Below are 17,459 nucleotides of genomic sequence, written 5' to 3'. Positions count from 1 at the left end.
TTGCCTACCAGGGCAGGCGTTCTCCATCGTAGGCGAAGAAATGGCCGCTATCGGCCGGCGTCAGCGTGTCAATCAGACTCAGTAATTGCGCAGCGGCAATGTCTGCCGGGCGGGCGCTTGAGGCTCCGCGAAAAGGTTGCGACAACGGCGAGACCACCGTGCCCGGGTGCAGACTGAGCAAGCGGCTCTGCGGGCGAGTGCGCGAAAGCTCGATGGCGGCGGTCTTGATCAGCATGTTCAGCGCAGCCTTGGAGGCGCGATAGGCGTACCAGCCGCCCAAACGGTTGTCGCCGATGCTGCCGACTTTTGCCGAAAGCATCGCCATCGCGCCTTGAGGTGCAAGCAATGGCAGAAAGTCGCGCAGCAGCAATGCAGGCCCCAGCGTGTTGACCTGGAACACGGCCTGCAGCGACTCGGCGTCGATCGCGCTGTAGCTTTTTTCCGGCTTGATCCGGTCACGATGGAGGAGGCCGGCCGCGTGAATGATCAGGTGAAAGGGTGCTTCGCCTGCCAGTTCAACGGCGGCGCTGGCGATCGTTTCGGGTTGCTCGAGGTCGAGCTTCGGCACAGTCTGGCGTCCCAGCGCACGGACGCTGGCGCAACGTGGATCCTGTTGCAGATGTTGGCAAAACGCCGTGCCGAGGGCGCCACTGGCGCCGATCACCAAGGCGCGATAACCGTCGCCGAACGAGGCCAGGGTCAACCCACTGCTCATGGGTTCGTCCCAGCGTTCTGGCGCCGGAAGAACACCGTCACCTGACCGACTTCGAAACCCCACTTGGACATACGGGTGCGATTGATCAACGTGTCTTCGTCGACCAGGTACATCCAGTCGTCCATGCTCATCTCGTAGGTCGAGTCGTCGACTGGCAGGTTCAGGCGATAACGCCAGTGGAAGGTGTTGCCTGCGATCTGGCCCTGTGCGACACCGACCACATCGTGCGCGCGACCGCTCCACTGACCATTGCCCCCGGGAGTGAGGGTCCAGACCCGACGCTCACGGGTGCCGTCGCTGTAACGGAAGCGCTCGTCGAGGATCAGGTTTTCACCTTCACGACGGCTGGCGATATCGACCTCGAAACGCTTGACCACTTCGCCGTTGCGCTTCTGGAACATCCCCCAGGCTTTGACGGGCTGGCTGAAAAACTGCTCCAGACTCAATGCAGGTTGCTGGTCAGCGTAACGAGCAACATCGACACTGCCGCAGCTTGCGATGCTGAGCGCCAGTCCTAACAGCAGCAGAAATCGGGTCATGCGCCTACTCCTTGAGCTTGTACAGGTAACAGATTATGTATAGGCCTAGCGCCGTCCGATGAGCTGGAGAAATTCCTGCCGCGTCGTCGAGCTGTCGCGAAAGGCACCGAGCATGACCGAGGAGGTCATGATCGAGTTCTGCTTCTCGACGCCGCGCATCATCATGCACATGTGCCTGGCTTCAATGACCACCGCGACGCCGGCGGCATCGGTGATCTGCTGGATCGCCTGAGCAATCTGCCGAGTGAGGTTTTCCTGGATCTGCAGGCGCCGCGCGAACATGTCGACCACCCGCGCCACCTTCGACAGCCCCAACACCCGGCCAGTGGGGATATACGCCACATGCGCCTTGCCAATAAACGGCAGCATGTGATGCTCACACAGCGAATAAAGCTCGATGTCGCTGACGATCACCATTTCATCGCTCTGCGATTCGAACAGCGCGCCATTGGTGACGTCTTCCAGGCTCATCCCGTAACCATTGCACAGGTATTGCATCGCCTTGGCGGCGCGCTGGGGCGTATCCAAAAGCCCCTCACGCTCGGGGTTTTCGCCGACGCCAACGAGGATTTCACGGTAATGGCTGGCTAATAGTGGGCTCATTCGGGTCACTCGTGGCGGTGCTGCGTGAGGGCCAATGTCTGGCGAAAAGGTTGTACGCATACAGGTTGCCTGTATAGGTTTTATTCAAGATAGGCCGAAAAAAATCAACTGACAATGAATCGGTGATTTTTTTGTGCGGGTTTGGGAGTTCAGGCAGGACAAACCTGCGCCAGGTTTGGTGAGCGGCTTGCTTGGCGCAGATGTGCTGGCATCTCGCCTGATAGCTACTCGGGATCGATAACTGCCGGTGGCGACTGGCAGCAATCGGCTACAAGCGTACTCCGCGTGATTCATCTTGAGGCCACGACTCAGAGCGCTAGCCCCTAGAGCCGCATTACCGCGAGTGCCCTGCGCAGGGGCTCGTCGGATATCTGGATAGGCCCGTGAAATGGTATGTCCATGTCCAAAACAAGGTACACGGAAGCTGCAATGAGCAATGACGAGATGATGAACATTCCTCTCACCATCGAATTACGGGGAGCGCGGTAGCCAAAACTGGCGAAGATGAGCGTCAACCAGGCTACAAGCATCCCGATAAGCGGGCCAGGAATCGCTCCCTCTGACTGTTCGACGATCCTCCAGCGTTGCTCGATGAGCGAATGATATTGCTGACGAATATCCTGAAGCATCGTTTCATGGTAGCGGTCCGCAGGCTTTATAAGGGCCAAAGACTTACCTATGTCATCCAGGTATTTAGCCGCCTCGCTGTTACGATGCTGCAGCGCCTCGTCTCCCCGATACGGGGTCTCGATAGCGCGCTCAAGATAGGTGATCAGACGATTTCGCGTGTCTTGCGCCGCATCGCCATAGCCCCGCAGTGTCCGATCAAAAATGATCATGCTGGTTGCATACCCATGGAAGTTCGCATCAATAGACTCAAAGGTGTTTTTGGCAGAATTGATCATCAAGCCAAAAACCAGCGAGGTCATCACCACAAAAATGTTGGCGACCAGACGAATCACGGAGTTGGTTTCGTCGTCCCTGTGTTGGGCTGCCAGCTTTGGGTACCACTGCATCATGAGAAGCGAGGCAGCGACGAGGCATCCGAAAATGGCCAGTGCTATCCATAGAGAGTTCATACAGCAGTGCCTCGATCAATGTGAGTCAAGTCTTGAAGGATAGACCGCCAGGTTCTTCGCGAATCCTGGTCGTCAGTTTGCAGGTCGGCAATGGCGCCAATATCGGTGTGAACGCCAGCGCTGATCACCGGAAGATTGTGATCGATCTCCGTACGTTCAGTTTCTGACGACAGGCAGTTCAACCTCTGACGAGGCTGCCATTGTGAAATAACTTGCAACTCTTGATCGATTGAGAAATCGCACACGGCTCTCTAAATTTTTCCTCACAACGCCGGGCCCCTCTGACAGCGAATCGCTGCCATGTCGGAGTTGCAGTTTGTACAACTTCGACACTAGAGGAGGGGGCTCATGACTGCCCTGGAACCGTTCTTTTTTGCCGAGTTTCTCGGCACCGCCACTTGGTTGTGGCTCGTTTTTGTCAGCATCGTTTTGGGCCTTTTGATCTTCGATCTTGGGGTGCTGCACCGTGAGCATCGAGAGATCGGCGTCCGTGAAAGCCTGCTGCTGTCTGCGGGCTATATTGCCGCCGGCTTGCTGTTCGGCTTTTGGGTCTGGCAGGTCAAGGGCGGTGATGCCGGGATGGATTTCTACACCGGCTTTCTGATTGAGAAATCGTTGTCGATGGACAACGTCTTCCTGATGGCGATGATCTTCAGCTTTCTCTCAATTCCGCGTAAGTATCAGCACGAGGTGCTGTTCTGGGGCATTCTCGGTGTAATAGTGCTGCGCGCTATCATGATTGGCCTGGGTGCAGCGCTGATCGCCGAGTTCAGCTGGATTCTGTATGTGTTCGGCATCTTCCTGCTGTTGACCGGGGTAAAGATGCTGTTCAGCAAGATCGATGCCCATCCGGACCTTAGCGAGAACCTGCTGGTGAAGTTCCTGCGCAAGCACATGCGCGTGACCGATCGCTTGCATGAAGGGCACTTCTTCGTTCGCCAGACCGATGCCAGTGGCAAGTCCGTGGTCTGGGCGACGCCGTTGTTCCTGGCCTTGGTGCTGATCGAGTGTGCCGACCTGGTATTCGCCGTCGACAGCGTGCCGGCGATCTTTGCCATCACCCAGGATCCGTTCATTGTCTACACCTCTAACATCTTCGCCATCCTCGGCCTACGTGCGCTGTATTTCGCTCTGGCGGCGATGATCCACCGCTTCGCCTACCTCAAGTACGCCCTGGCGCTGGTGCTGGTGTTTATCGGCGGCAAGATCTTCATGGTCGGCATCATCGGCAAGATTCCGGCAGTCCTGTCTCTGAGCGTGACGGTGACTTTGTTGCTTGGCGGTGTGCTGCTTTCGCTGTGGAAAACCCGCGGCAAGCACTCCGCTGGCCCGCGGGTTTGAACCAGGCAGGAGTCGGCCGCTAAACGAAATTCGCCAACCCGGCGTAAGCGCTGGGTTTGGCGATTTCTGCCTGTTGGGAGGGTTGTAATTGCCCCATGGCTACGACTTGGCTCCCGCAGCCTGACTGATCGCAGGTCAAAATTTTACGGAGAATTTACGCAGTCTTTATTGAGGGCATCCGATACTGCGCGGCGCTAATTTGGAACGCTATCGTGATGTCCCTCGCAGCAATTCGGCTTATCGGCTTCATCTTGGGTATTTTTCTGATCACCCTGGCGGTAAGCATGGCTATACCCATGTTCACGCTGGTGGTCCATGAGCGCAGCGACGATCTGTCGGCCTTTCTCTGGTCGAGTCTGATTACCTTCATCTGTGGTCTGCTGTTGATCGTGCGAGGGCGTCCGGAGACCGGCAATCTTCGGCCCAGGGACATGTACTTGCTGACTACCGCGAGCTGGGTTGTTGTGTGCGCCTTCGCAGCGTTACCCATGGTTTTCATCAGCGATATCAGCTACACCGATGCGTTCTTTGAAACGATGTCGGGCATCACAACCACTGGCTCGACGGTACTCACCGGTCTGGATAGCGCCTCTCCCGGCTTGTTGATCTGGCGTTCCATGCTGCACTGGTTAGGCGGCATCGGTTTTATCGGCATGGCTGTCGCGATTCTTCCGCTCTTGCGAGTCGGCGGCATGCGTCTTTTCCAGACAGAGTCCTCGGACTGGTCGGAGAAAGTGACACCACGTTCTCATGTCGCAGCCAAGTACATCCTTTTGCTCTATCTAAGCCTGACGGGTATCGGCACCTTGGCGCTCTGGCTCGCAGGAATGACCCCATTCGAAGCGATCAACCACGCAATGTCGTTGATCTCTACTGGTGGGTTCTCGACGTCGGATTCCTCCCTCGGGCATTGGGAGCAGCCAGCAATTCACTGGGTGGCGGTGGTCATCATGATCCTGGGCAGCCTGCCATTCACCTTGTACGTCGCTACATGTCGAGGCAATCGGCGTGCGCTGATCAGGGACCACCAGGTACGCGGGTTTATTGGATTCCTGCTCGTCACATCGTTGGCGGTAGGTACCTGGCTGTATTTTCACAGCGACTACGGATGGTGGGACGCGTTTCGTATCGTGGCGGTCAATGTGACCTCGGTTGTCACGACCACTGGAATTGCGGTTGGCGACTACACCTTGTGGGGCAGCTTCGCTGTGTTGCTGTTTTTCTATCTGACCTTCGTCGGTGGCTGTTCCGGCTCAACGGCCGGCGGGCTGAAAATCTTCCGTTTCCAGGTGGCCGCCGCGCTTCTGGTCAGCAGCTTGAAGCAGTTGATCCACCCTCGGGCCGTGATTCAGAAAAAATACAACGGCCATCCCATCGATGAGGAAATCGTCCGCTCGCTGCTGACCTTCTCGTTTTTTTTCACCATCACGATTGCCGCCATCGCTTTGGGCCTGGCTCTGATCGGGCTTGATTGGATTACTGCCCTGAGCGGTGCCGCTACGGCGGTGTGTAACGTCGGCCCCGGCCTGGGCACCATTATTGGACCGGCAGGTAATTTCTCGTCACTGCCAGATGCGGCCAAATGGCTTCTCACCGTTGGCATGTTGCTAGGCAGGTTGGAAATCCTGACGGTGTTGGTGCTCGTGACCCCGGTTTTCTGGAGGTATTGAGCCAGTCAGTCGCTGGCAGGGACGTCGATTGTTGCCTGTTTCGGTGAATAGCACGGCAGTCATGGTTTTACCGCGTGATGATCGTCAGTACGGGGAGCGTCCATCGGTTTCTTCTCCGGTACTGTAAAACTCACTGTCGTACTGGTGATGATCTGGTGCGTCGGGTCGGCCACTTCCAAGAGAACCTTGTGAGGACCGGGGGTTAGCCCGACCAGGATAATCGGGTCTTCACTGGTGTGCGCCCACGTACCTTTCCAGTCATCGACGGTCACGTGAAGGTGACCTAAGCGTGGTGATACCTCGGCAGCCACCTTGCCAAACACCGGCATGATCCTGGCGTGCTCTGTTCGAAACTGGATGATGACCACTCCGCGGGCGAGTGGCTCGGCAAGCGGCGGGTAGGCAATGAGTCTCGGCGCACTCTCGGATGCCAATGGCAGTATCGCCGGTGGAGAATCGCTGTCTGCTGCCCCTTGTCCGAGCACGGATGTGCAAAAGCAGACACCCACAGCCAGGGCCAATAGACTTCCGGGAGCGAGGGACATGATCTGGTTCTCCGCGTGATTTCATTCAAGCGTAGATCAAGCTGAGTATGCCCGTAGTTAACGGTGCTCGCGGTAACGCGGGCACCGTTTCCTTTACGAAAAAATAGGCTACCCGCCTAATTACCAGTTGTAGCTCAGTTTGGCGGTAATCTCGCGGCCCGGGTTGTAGAAGTTCGCCGTGCCGGAGCCGACCACGTGCTGCTCATCCAGCAGGTTGCTGACGTTCACCGCCAGGTCGGTGCCCTTGGCGATCTTGTAGTTGAAGGCGGCGTCGAACAGGGTAGTGCCATCGCTTTTGCCGGAGTTGGCTGCATCGAAGTAATAAGCGCCGACGTAGCGCGCACCCAGGCCCACGCTGACATCGGTGGCGGGTACGTCGTAGTAACTCCACAGCGAAGCGGAATGCTTGGGTGCCGTGGCGAACTCGTTGCCCTTCAGGGAACTGCCGTCATACAACGAACCGCGCAGTACCTCGGACTCTATATAGGAATAGCCACCGATCAGGCTGAGGTTCTGCGTCACCTGCGCTTTGGCCTCCAGGTCGAGGCCACGCGCCCTCGATTCGCCCACCGTCTGCTGCTCGATGATGCCGCTCGGCAGCACCACGGCGATGGTGACGTTTTCCTGGGTCAGGTCATACACGGCGGCGGAGAACAGTGCATCCATCCCCATCGGCGCATACTTCACGCCGACTTCGTACTGCCTGCCTGTCTGCGGTGTCACGCCGACCTGCGGCGGCGAGACGGATTCGACCATGCTCACATAGGTGGAGACTTCATCGTTGACGATATAGGTCAACGCACCTCGGTAGGAGGTTTCGGAGAAGTTGTCTTTCTCGGTGGATTGCAAGCCTTTGCTGGTCAGGTCCATCGAGTCGTTGCGCACACCTCCGGTGACGATGAAACGCTCGTAGAACGACAGGTTCTGCTGAAGAAACACAGCCTTGGTGGTCGCGTCTCGCTTGTTGACGGCATACGGCGCGATTGAGCGTGGAACGCCAGTAAACACCGGGTTGGCAATGTCGATCGGGGTTGTCAGGGCGTAGACCGAGCTTTCCTTGGTGGTCGAATCGAGGTACTCCACGCCCACCAGACTGCTGCTGTCGATGTTCTCGAAGCGGGCATCGTATTGCAGCATCAGATTGCCGTTGAACTGGTCGGCTTCAGTGTCGGTTCCGAACAGGTAGCGATCGACGGTGGTACCGATACGTGCGGCGCTGTCGCTGAGGTACACGTAGCCGAAATCATCGGTCAACTTGCTGTAACGCAGATTGCTGCGCAGTACGAAACCGTTGTCGAAATCATGGGTGACGTTACCGCTGAGGCTGGTGCGCTCGACATCGTGGAAGTTGTAGCTGGGCTCGCCATAAAACTTGCTGCGGTCGTATTCCCGATCCAGTGGATAGCCGCCGCTGTTGGGCGAACTCTCGGTTTTCAGGTAGTCCAGAATCATAGTGGCCGACGTGTAATCCGTCGGTGCCCAGGTCAGGCCACCCATAAACAACTGGTTGTCGTCCTGCGAGTGATCGTACTCGCGGTCGCTGTTCTGGCCTTTGGCAGTAAAGCGGCCGGCCAGGGTTTTTTCGTCGTTCAGCGCATCGCCGACATCGATGCCGGTCTCGACATGGTCAAACGAACCGTAGGTCACATAGCCTTGGCCAAACTTCTCGAAGCGCGGCTGTTTGGTCACGAAATTTACCGAACCGCCCGGGTCCGCAGGGCCAAACAGGGTGGAGTTGGCGCCACGCAGAATCTCGATGCGCTCATAGGCGAATGGGTCTTCGCGTACGCCGCGCATCGAACTAAGGGTCAAGCCGTCACGGTAGGTGGTGGCCTGGAAGCCGCGAATCTGGAAATAGTCGTTGCGATCATCCGTACCATAAAAGTCACTGACCACGCCCGGCGTATATTGCAGCGCTTCTTCCGTGGTGCTGACGCTGCGTTGCTGCATTTCCTTGTTGGTCACCACCGACACCGATGCCGGTGTATTGAGAATGCTGGTGGCCACCTTGCCGCCAACCCAGAGTTCCTTGGCGACCACCGAGTTGGCGTCGTCGTCGGCACTGACCCGAACCTTGGCATTGATGATGAGCGGGGCGAGGCGGTAGTCCTCGACGGCCGTTGCGTCGAGCTCCAGCGGGCCGGCGGTTTTTGCTTGAGGGGTCAGCAGGTAAGCATTCGCGCCTTGCTGTTCGATCTGCAACTCGCTGCCCTGGAGCAAGGATGACAGCGCTGCCGATGTATCGAGCGTGCCATTCACGCCAGCCGTGGTGCGGTTCGCCACACTCGAGGCGTCGAAGGAAAGGCTGATGCCAGCTTCGCGCGCAAAACGGTCAAGCGCCGGCGCCAGTGGGCCGGGGGCGATATTCCACTGTTTGACTTGATCGCTGTGGTCAGCGCCCGAGGTTTGCGCCAGCGATGGCAATGCGTAGCTGCTCACGATCAAACCCAAGATCGCACCGTGCATGGCACGACTTAATGGATGGCGCTGTGAAACCGGGGACGAACTCATTTTCTCGCTCCAAGAAAGGACATCGGCAGACTGGCCTGTATTCCGGCCTTCCTTAGAGGTCGAACGAGAATGAGAAACCACCTCATTATTTTTCAGATAGCAGAAAAATATTCAGGTGGACTCAGGTGGCAGCGGTTACGGTCACCCAATAACGGGTTCGGTAATCAATGTGCAGGCGCAGTGACTGCGCGATCAATGCCAGGACCCGATCGTTGTCGGCGAGCTGGAAAGTGCCGGAAACGCGTCGATCAGCGACCTCTTCGGCGCAGCGCAAGACTCCCGGGCGATAACGCGACAACTCCGCGATAAAGTCACCAAGGCTCATGTGGTTCGCACTGATCACTCCGTCACCCCAACCCCATGGATCAAGGCCGTTGTCCCTGAACGTTCGGGTGCCGCTTGGGGTGAACAGCAGTTGGTTTCCTGCCAGGACGTTGCGGCTCGCAGGCGTTGGGCTGGAGCCGGGGAAAACCGTGACTGATCCTTCCTGAGCTGCGACCAGAGTGCCGTCGTCACGCTCGCGGACCAGAAAGCGCGAGCTGTGGGCTCGCATGATCCCGTCGCGTGATTGCACCCACAATGGTCGCGCTTGCGGCGAGTGTTGATCCGCACCGACATTCACGATGATTTCACCTCGGCGCAGGATGATCAGGCGCCGCTGGGCGTCGAAATCGCTGTCGACGGCGCTATCGCTATTGAGCTGGATAAGGCTGCCATCATCGAGTTCGAAACGTCGTTGCTCGCCGGTGCTGCTGCGTTGTTGTGCCAGCATGGAGGGCAGGGGGGTGTAGTCGCGGCCGAGCCAGGCTGCCGTGCCAACGGTCGCCAATACGCCCAGTAGCTTCAGGCTTTCCCGCCGGCGCATTCCCTGCTGGGCGCCCTTAAGGGTTTGTCGAGCCAGTTGAGCTGGCACGCCTTCGAATTCATCGCCAAGCGTTTCCACACGCTGCCACGCCAACGCATGCTCCGGGCGCTGCTGCAGCCAGTGCTCGAACGTGCGCTGTGTCTGTTCATCGGCTTGATTGAAGCGAAGGCGCACCAGCCACTGGATCGCCTGCTCGACAATGGCCGGATCCAGCGCCTCGGGCTCAGGCCTCGACATAACGCAAGCGGTAGCAGTGTTGCAGGGCCGTGGCCAGGTCGCGCTCCACCGTCGCGCGGGAAACACCGAGCTTTTCGGCGATTTGCGCGCAGGTCAGACCGTCGAGTCGGGCAAATAAAAACGCCTGACGAACTCTTGGTTTAAGCGAGTCAAGCAGACGGTCTATGCGCTCGAGCGCATCGAGAATCATCAGCCGGCTTTCTTCCGATGGAACCTCGTGTTGCGGCAGCAACGTGATGCTTTCCAGGTAGGCCCGTTCGAGTTCGCGACGACGATACTGATCAATCATCAGACCGCGGGCAATGCTGCTCAAATAAGCACGTGGCTCGCGCAGGGCGCCGGACTGATGACGGTGTTTGAGCACACGCACAAAGGTATCCTGCGCCAGATCTGCGGCATTATCGCGACAGCCAATGCGTCGGACCAGCCAGCCCTGTAACCACGAGAAGTGGGTGCGATAGAGCAGCCCTGGATCTGCAGTACCTAGTGTTTCGTCGCTACGCATCGGCATCCCGGGACATACATGATTGATAATGAATCGCATTCTACTCAGGCGTTGGGCCATCAGGCAAATACGTCGCGCGCAGCGCCTGCTTTGGGCGAAATGACGCCCCGGGTTTCTACGACAATTGGCCACGGTTCAGGCTGACGCGCCGATCCCGGCAATAGGCCCAGGCTGGGTTGCTGCGTTACTGGTCAGAGGTGCAGTCATTCTAGTTTTTCTCTTCATCGCATCACCTTGGGTTCGAACGTCTGCTCTTGGCCGATTTCTGCCTCACAAGAGGCTTCCCTCCGCTTGCAAAAATCGATCAGGCCGGCATGGGCAAAGGGCACTGGACACCTTGTCATCGATGATCTCCTCGCTGGCCAGACGTCCCACTATCGCCGCCAAAGTAATTCCAGGGTGCATCGCACAAACGTAGACTCCACCTCCTTTGGGGAGATAACCGATGATGGGGATGCCATCGGCAGGCATGGGCCTGAGGCCGACACAAGCCCGTTCCAGTTCTATGGAGACGACACCATGGAGTTCGTTCTGGATTGTCTTGGCAGTGCGAAGCGCTATCGCTGCCGGCTGATTTTCCACGGCATCGTTCAGATAATCTTCCGCCGCGAGCAACGCACCATCCGAACTTTGCCGCACTTCCATTTCAGGGCTGGATATGAGGGTGTGTACGAGGTCGGGTTGTGACTTGTAACGGATGAAAATGGCAGGGGAGGCCTCTATTGGCAGGGACACTCCAAGCATGTCTGTCAGTTTCGTGATGCCTGCCCCGGCTGCCAGTACGACAATATCGGCATCGAGGCTGCCTATCGTTGTTTCGACTCCAGTCACCGTTGCACTCTGGGTTACCAAACCGAGCACTCGCGTCTGAGTGAGAATCTTCGCCCCATATGCCTGCGCACCTGCGATCAACGCATGCGTAGCTGCTACTGCGTCCAGCGCTCCTTCTTCAGCCGCATACAGAGCAGACTGGGGAGGGTTCTTGAGATTTGGTTCCAAGTCGAGAATCTGCGATCGAGACACCTGGTTTACCGAAGCCTGGTGACCTGAGATCGGCAGCGCCTCAATCGCCATCGCACTGTAAGACAAGGCACCTGTCCATCTTATCTCCAGACCTGGCAGCTGCGTTTCGAGTCGGCGGTACTCCTTGATGGCAGAACCGCGCAGTTGCGCGATTGGGTCGGGTTCGGAGTGTGAGGCATTGAGCCAGGCGAATGAGCTGCCAGTCACTCCCGAAGCTATATCTTCAGCTTCTAGCAAAGTGACATTCGCGCCTTTACCTGCCAAGTGATACGCCAATGACGCGCCAACGATGCCTGCCCCAATGACAACGACCTTTTTGCCCTGACCATTTCCCATATCAACCTCCGTATTGTCGATGTGCCGATGGTACGGCAGCCGGATGATTTCATGACATGAGAACCTGATCGTTGAGCTATTTAAGTGTCTGCTTCTGGCCGAGTCCGACAACGGTGCCGTGCGACTGATCCACCCCGGTCCTTCACCCACGTGGAGGGCACCACCATATACATACACAATCGCCAAATATCGACATCTGGAAATTGCTGAGCAAACCCGAACTGTGCTGAAGGCCTAGACGCATCAGGCGTGCCTGCGCAGCGAGGACTTCTTATGCTGCAATCACTATTGACTCACCGATCGCTAGCGGATGAGACCGGCTAAGATGAGTGGTTGGCGACTGCGTAAATCCAGGGAAACCGCACATGCGCAAATATTTGGTCTTGCTATTGATTGGCGTCACAGGCGTTGCCAAGGCGCAATCTCAATGCTCAAACACGTGGTATCAATCGGTCGATAAGGTTCTGCATACGGCTGATATGCAGGGGCACGGACCGGATTTAGGTTCTGACGAATGGAAGTCAGTGATCGAGATAAAGCTGGGGGTTCAAGATGGGTCAGATGTCCCAGAGCGAAGCTCCGAGCAGTGGTGCAATTACATTGATCAGCAAATCAGTGCGATACAGTCGACCGGGGCGCGCACGGGAACATCGTCGGCTATCAATTCGTCACCTGGTCCATCTTACGATTGCTCAAAGGCGGAGCCTGGCGGTATCGAAGCATTGACATGTGAAGACAAGGAATTATCTGCCCTCGATCGCAAACTCTCGGCAGTGTATGCCAGTGCCAGTATTAAGGCCGCCAACGAGCATCCACCAATGCTCAAAGCAGAGCAGCGGGGGTGGATCAAGGGGCGGGACGATTGCTGGAAGAGTGATGACGTCGGTGCATGCCTGCGCATGGAATACCAGAACCGCATCGCTGAGTTGCAAGCACGGTACCGACTGATCTCTGGCACTGGGCCTGTCTTTTACGAATGCGACGGCAACCCTGCAAACGAGGTAACTGTCAGGTTCTTCGAAACTGATCCGCCGACATTAATAGCCGAGCGTGGCGACAGCGTATCGCTGATGTACCAGCAACTCAGTGGCATTGGCATCAAGTACGTCGGGCGTAATGAATCGCTTTGGGAACATAAGGCCGAAGCCATCATCACTTGGGGATATGGTGCGCCCGAAGAGCAATGCAAAAGAAAACCTTGAGCAGCGGTTTGTTCAGGCCAGGTAAATACAAATGGGTGAGAGGCCATCTCTCATAAAACGAGCCGCCTACAGGAATCGGGTTGCCATCCATATGGTGTGCGGCCCATGCCAGTAGGTGTGCCATACGTTCGGCAGCAAATGGCGACAGCGTTTTGGGCTGGAAAAGACCATGGGGGCGGCAGCTCTTGGCCGAAAGCGGTTGCCCTTGTGTGGCAACTAACGGCCAAAGGCGGACGCTTTTGGCCGAGTGCGCTCTAAAAAGATTACAAGGAACTATGCACCCACAAACTCGATCACCGTCTTGCCCTTGCCGCGGCCTTCGGCGACTTGGCGAAACGCCTCGTTGACGTCCTGCGGCGCAAAGTGCTGTTGATCCACGCGGATCGTCAGTTGATCCGCGTCGGCCAGCGCAGCGGCCTCGCGCAGGATAGCGCCGTGATGTTCGCGTCCTTTGCCGGTGAGCAGCGGAGCCAGAGTGAAGACGCCCGAGTAGGTGGCACTTTTGAACGATAACGGTGCCAGGCTGTGCTGGCCCCAGCCCAGGCAGCTCAGCACGTGCCCGGTATAGGCTTTCACGGCTTTGAATGATGCATCCAGCGTGCTGCCGCCGACGGTGTCGTAGACAATGTCGAACCCTTCGCCGGCGGTGTAGTGCTCGACATAATCCTCAACGCTCTGTGCCTGATAGTCGATCGCCGTCGCCCCCAGCGAGCGTATGAAGTCCAGACTGCCCGCCGAACCTGTGGCGTAGACATCGGCACCGCGAGCCTTGGCCAGTTGCACAGCCACTTGGCCGACCCCGCCCGCGCCGCCATGAATCAGTACTCGCTGGCCGGAGCGAACATTGGCGCTATCGACCAGACCTTCCCATGCGGTGATGAATACCAAAGGCAATGCAGCCGCCTCACGCATGCTGAGGGTGTGTGGCTTGACCGCGATCAGGCGGGCATCCACGGCAATGTACTCGGCCATGGTGCCTTGGGCACCGCCGATCCCGCCGGGCATGCCGAAGACTTCCTGGCCCTGGGTGAATCCTTGGACTGCTTCACCCACTTCAACCACCGTACCGGCGAGGTCAAGGCCGAGCACGGCCGGCAGCGTTTGACGGGCGTGAGCCCCTGCGCCGGCGGCAATTTTGGTATCGAGCGGATTGACCCCTGCGGCGTGAACCTTGACCAATACTTGCCCCTTACCGGCAACAGGGCGATCGATGTGACGGATGGCCAGAGGGGATTGAGCGGACTCGGCGATGGCGGCAAGCATGGAATGTTTCATGACGGGAACCTGTGTTGGGATGGACGCTTACAGATTGCCGCGCTTTAATCATTCCGATAAGAAACCCAATTCGCATATGACTTATTCCGCAAAGAGAACCAATCGTCGATGGATCTGTTCGACAGCATGCATGTCTTTGTTCGCGTCGTGGAGCGCGGGTCCTTCTCGGCGGTCGCCCGTGAACTGAACATGGGGCAGCCGGCAGTGAGCAAGCAAGTGCGCGCGCTGGAGCAGTATCTGGGTGGGCCATTGTTCGCACGCAGCACTCGGCATTTGGCCCTGACCGACCAAGGTCAACGCTTCTACGACCACTGCCAGGAAATTCTCGGCCACGTCGAAACTGCTACACGGAGCTTTACCAGTGGCCAGGAGCAGATCGCCGGCCCTTTACGAGTCGCCGCCCCGGTCAGTTATGGAAGGTTATGCATCGCACCGCTCATAGGGATTTTCCTGCAACGCCATCCTGATGTGCGGATTGATCTGCGGCTGAGTGACCACAATGAAGACCTGCTCAAGGAAAACATCGATCTGGCTATCCGCATTGGCGCGGTGAAGAGCGAGGGATTGGTAGCACTGCCACTGGGCAATAGCCCACGGCGTGTCTATGCCGCGCCCGGTTACCTGGCTCTGCACGGCGTGCCACTTGAGCCAAGCGAACTGTCCGATCACAACTGCATCGGCTTCACGTTGCTGGAGCATTACGACCGTTGGCACTTTACCCACAGCGCCGAAGAACTCGATGTAGCCATTCAGGGTAACGTCACCAGCAACAGCAGCGAGGCCATCCGCGAAATGGTGCTCTCCGGTTTGGGTATTTCTCTCTCACCGCAATGGCTGTTCACAGCTGACGTCGAGCAGGGCAGGGTGAGTACCGTACTCGACAGCTATCAGACCAGCGCGCTGCCTGTCAGCGCCGTACTCAGCCGCGAGCGACGACGTTCAGCGCGGACGATGGCGTTCATCGATTTTCTACGCGAGCAAATGTTGTAGAAGCGTTTCGCCGGGAAGACGGATCTACATCGACCATCAGCGAATTTTCCTGCCATTGAAGCCGACAAGAACAGGTGGCTCAAGCTGATTTCTGCACAGCTCTTATTGGCGGTCGATCAAGCGCTGAGTTGTCCTTGGAGTGAGCGCGCTACGGCAAACTGGCGAAATCGGTGAGGTTCCTCGCCATTACACCTGCGCTGCAAGCGCCTCAATCAATTCCTGGGTGGTCACGATTGAATGAGCGAAAGTCGGCCCGTTCAACTCGTGGGCGGCGTGCATCATTTCCGCACGGAAAGCGGCGGTCGCATCCCGCACCAGCGTGACGTGGTAGCCCAGTTCCGAGGCGTAGCGGGCGGTCGCTTCGATGCAGGTGTTGGCGAGCAGGCCGACGATGATGACGTGGGTGATGCCTTTCTGCTTCAAACGAAAATCAAGGTCGGTATTGGCAAAGCCGCTGGAGCCCCAATGTTCCTGCACGACAATGTCGCCGTCCTTCGGCGCGAAATCGGGATGCCATTCGCCGCCCCATTCACCGCGTGCGAAGTGGTGCATGTGCATGATTTTGCATTGGGTCGGTGTTGGATGATCCCAGCCGTCGTAGTCGCCATGTTCCCAGCGGTGGTGCGGCACGATGACCACCGGAATGTTCTGCGCCCGTACGGCGCGATCGAGGGCTCGCAGGTTGTCGAGCAGCCCGACCTGCTCGGCAATCGGCTTGATCAAGGGGAAGACCTTGCCGTTTTCCGAGAGAAAATCGTTGTACGGATCGACCAGCAGATAAGCGGTGCGGTTCAGCGGATAAGGGGCGTTCGACATGACAATGTACTCCACGCAAGTTGAATGACCGATGCCGTGGGCTCGCCCGGGCATCAGATTTTTATGGCGACGAAAAAGCTCAAGTCAGTTGAAGGCGCTGCGGTAGGCAAAGAGGCCAGGCAAGCCGCCGGTCATCACAAACAGCAGATTGCTTCCTGGCGGGTAGTCGCCCCGGCGCACGGCAGCGAGCAACCCGGCGAAGGCCTTGCCACCGTAGACCGGATCCGTCAGCAAGCCCTCAAAGGAGGCCAGCAGCCGGACCGCTTCGAGCATCGATTCGGTGGGGGCGCCATAGGCGTCGCCACGTTGACTGCCATCCACAGTGATTGCGCTTTGCAGAAGGGTTGCGGACGGGTCCAGGAGCTGCAAGGTTTCCCGAGTTTTTCCCAGGGTCGCGGCCGTGGCCTGCTCCTCAGTTGCCAATACCGAATAGCCGATAACTTCGGTTGATGATCGAGCCAGTGCCAGACCGGCCTGCAGTCCTGAATGGGTCCCTGCGCTGCCGTTGGGGATGATGATCCGCTCGAAGTGAACGCCGAGCGCGTCTGCCTGGCGGAGGATCTCTCCCGCACAAGCGGCGTAGCCCAGACTGCCCCTGGGGCTGGAGCCGCCCAATGGTATGAGGAAGGGTTTTTTGCCCTGGCTTTTGAGCGCGCTAAGCAATTCACCAGCGTAGCTATCGGGCGTCAAACCGCGCGGCAGTCGATGGACCTTTGCGCCAAACAGGCCATCGAGCAATACGTTGCCGTTATGACAAAAATCATCATCGCTGCGCACCGCAGACGGAGTCAGAATAAGCTCGCAGGCCAAGCCGTGGCGGGCCGCGACGGCGGCGGTCAATCGGGCATGATTGGATTGAAAACCACCCCAGGTAACCAGTGTGTCCGCGCCTTCGGCCAATGCTTCGCCAAGCAAAAATTCGAGTTTGCGCAGTTTGTTGCCACCGCCGCCGAGGCCCATCAGGTCATCGCGTTTGACGTAGAGATCGCAGCCATGCAGCTCGGCGGCCCGGCTCAGGCGGGACAGCTTCTGAATCGGTGTCGGGCCTTCCAGCAGCGCCACTCGGGGGTAAGCAGCCAGCGCAGTTTCCAGTTGATTCAAGTCGTGAGGCATGACGGTTCACTTGACGTTGATGGAAGGAAGTGGGGCGGTCACTTCAACAAGCCCCGGCGAAATGCTTAATAACTGAGATTGCAGTTAAGTCGCT

At 57.8% G+C, this 17,459-nt stretch carries 16 protein-coding genes; 4 read left to right on the top strand and 12 right to left on the bottom strand.

Translation table 11 applies throughout. The features are described from left to right. Positions 1-4: 4 nt before the first annotated feature. The 4 genes from ACZ9BE_RS11585 to ACZ9BE_RS11570 all read right to left on the bottom strand — a co-directional run bounded on the left by ACZ9BE_RS11585 (position 5) and on the right by ACZ9BE_RS11570 (position 2,936). On the bottom strand, positions 5-715 hold the full coding sequence (locus ACZ9BE_RS11585) for an SDR family oxidoreductase (protein ID WP_476249435.1): 711 nt from the start codon (positions 713-715) through the stop codon (positions 5-7). Then, on the bottom strand, positions 712-1,254 hold the full coding sequence (locus ACZ9BE_RS11580) for a DUF3833 domain-containing protein (RefSeq protein WP_150635226.1): 543 nt from the start codon (positions 1,252-1,254) through the stop codon (positions 712-714). The genes ACZ9BE_RS11585 and ACZ9BE_RS11580 overlap by 4 nt, the downstream gene beginning before the upstream one ends. A gap of 45 nt (positions 1,255-1,299) precedes the next feature. Further along, positions 1,300-1,857: a GTP cyclohydrolase I FolE gene (folE, locus tag ACZ9BE_RS11575; protein WP_041480339.1), complete on the bottom strand. Its 558-nt coding sequence runs from the start codon at positions 1,855-1,857 to the stop codon at positions 1,300-1,302. A 323-nt stretch (positions 1,858-2,180) separates the two neighbouring features. Further along, complete coding sequence (locus ACZ9BE_RS11570; protein WP_041480340.1) at positions 2,181-2,936, bottom strand: bestrophin-like domain; 756 nt, start codon at positions 2,934-2,936, stop codon at positions 2,181-2,183. Between the two features lie 348 nt (positions 2,937-3,284). Here ACZ9BE_RS11570 and ACZ9BE_RS11565 point away from each other — a divergent pair, with 348 nt between their 5' ends. Then, on the top strand, positions 3,285-4,277 hold the full coding sequence (locus tag ACZ9BE_RS11565) for a TerC family protein (RefSeq protein ID WP_258706710.1): 993 nt from the start codon (positions 3,285-3,287) through the stop codon (positions 4,275-4,277). Positions 4,278-4,492: 215 nt separating this feature from the next. After that, entirely contained in the window at positions 4,493-5,947 is a 1,455-nt protein-coding gene (locus ACZ9BE_RS11560; RefSeq protein ID WP_056786084.1) for a TrkH family potassium uptake protein, read from the top strand. A 59-nt stretch (positions 5,948-6,006) separates the two neighbouring features. Here ACZ9BE_RS11560 and ACZ9BE_RS11555 read toward each other — a convergent pair whose 3' ends face one another. From ACZ9BE_RS11555 to ACZ9BE_RS11535, 5 genes are all read right to left on the bottom strand, one after another. After that, positions 6,007-6,492 carry a DUF6130 family protein gene (locus tag ACZ9BE_RS11555; protein WP_056786081.1) on the bottom strand — a complete coding sequence of 162 codons (486 nt, stop codon included), beginning with the start codon at positions 6,490-6,492 and terminating at the stop codon, positions 6,007-6,009. 120 nt (positions 6,493-6,612) lie between these two features. After that, complete coding sequence (locus ACZ9BE_RS11550) at positions 6,613-9,003, bottom strand: TonB-dependent siderophore receptor (protein ID WP_476249434.1); 2,391 nt, start codon at positions 9,001-9,003, stop codon at positions 6,613-6,615. Positions 9,004-9,124: 121 nt separating this feature from the next. Beyond that, the gene (locus ACZ9BE_RS11545) at positions 9,125-10,105 is read right to left on the bottom strand and encodes a DUF4880 domain-containing protein (RefSeq protein ID WP_476249433.1); all 981 of its coding nucleotides are present in this window, start codon (positions 10,103-10,105) and stop codon (positions 9,125-9,127) included. Beyond that, positions 10,092-10,610 carry a sigma-70 family RNA polymerase sigma factor gene (locus ACZ9BE_RS11540; RefSeq protein WP_038862146.1) on the bottom strand — a complete coding sequence of 173 codons (519 nt, stop codon included), beginning with the start codon at positions 10,608-10,610 and terminating at the stop codon, positions 10,092-10,094. The genes ACZ9BE_RS11545 and ACZ9BE_RS11540 overlap by 14 nt, the downstream gene beginning before the upstream one ends. A 270-nt stretch (positions 10,611-10,880) precedes the next feature. Continuing rightward, positions 10,881-11,969: an NAD(P)/FAD-dependent oxidoreductase gene (locus tag ACZ9BE_RS11535; protein WP_476249432.1), complete on the bottom strand. Its 1,089-nt coding sequence runs from the start codon at positions 11,967-11,969 to the stop codon at positions 10,881-10,883. Positions 11,970-12,334: 365 nt separating this feature from the next. Here ACZ9BE_RS11535 and ACZ9BE_RS11530 point away from each other — a divergent pair, with 365 nt between their 5' ends. Then, a complete protein-coding gene (locus ACZ9BE_RS11530; protein ID WP_460143273.1) occupies positions 12,335-13,171 on the top strand; it encodes an MliC family protein in 837 nt (278 codons plus the stop codon). A gap of 273 nt (positions 13,172-13,444) precedes the next feature. On the opposite strand, the gene ACZ9BE_RS11525 is transcribed toward ACZ9BE_RS11530, so the two are convergent. Continuing rightward, a complete protein-coding gene (locus ACZ9BE_RS11525) occupies positions 13,445-14,446 on the bottom strand; it encodes a zinc-dependent alcohol dehydrogenase family protein (RefSeq protein ID WP_457263130.1) in 1,002 nt (333 codons plus the stop codon). Between the two features lie 108 nt (positions 14,447-14,554). On the opposite strand from ACZ9BE_RS11525, the gene ACZ9BE_RS11520 reads away from it, so the two are divergent. Next, positions 14,555-15,436 carry a LysR family transcriptional regulator gene (locus ACZ9BE_RS11520; RefSeq protein WP_460143271.1) on the top strand — a complete coding sequence of 294 codons (882 nt, stop codon included), beginning with the start codon at positions 14,555-14,557 and terminating at the stop codon, positions 15,434-15,436. A 186-nt stretch (positions 15,437-15,622) separates the two neighbouring features. On the opposite strand, the gene ACZ9BE_RS11515 is transcribed toward ACZ9BE_RS11520, so the two are convergent. After that, complete coding sequence (locus tag ACZ9BE_RS11515; RefSeq protein ID WP_236168807.1) at positions 15,623-16,252, bottom strand: cysteine hydrolase family protein; 630 nt, start codon at positions 16,250-16,252, stop codon at positions 15,623-15,625. An 84-nt stretch (positions 16,253-16,336) separates the two neighbouring features. Continuing rightward, entirely contained in the window at positions 16,337-17,365 is a 1,029-nt protein-coding gene (locus tag ACZ9BE_RS11510; RefSeq protein ID WP_236168808.1) for a D-cysteine desulfhydrase family protein, read from the bottom strand. Positions 17,366-17,459 lie beyond the last annotated feature (94 nt).

It is taken from the genome of Pseudomonas sp. TE9122 (assembly GCF_056278925.1).
Note: the sequence above shows the minus strand (reverse complement) of the source record. Positions and strands in the feature narration are given on the sequence as shown.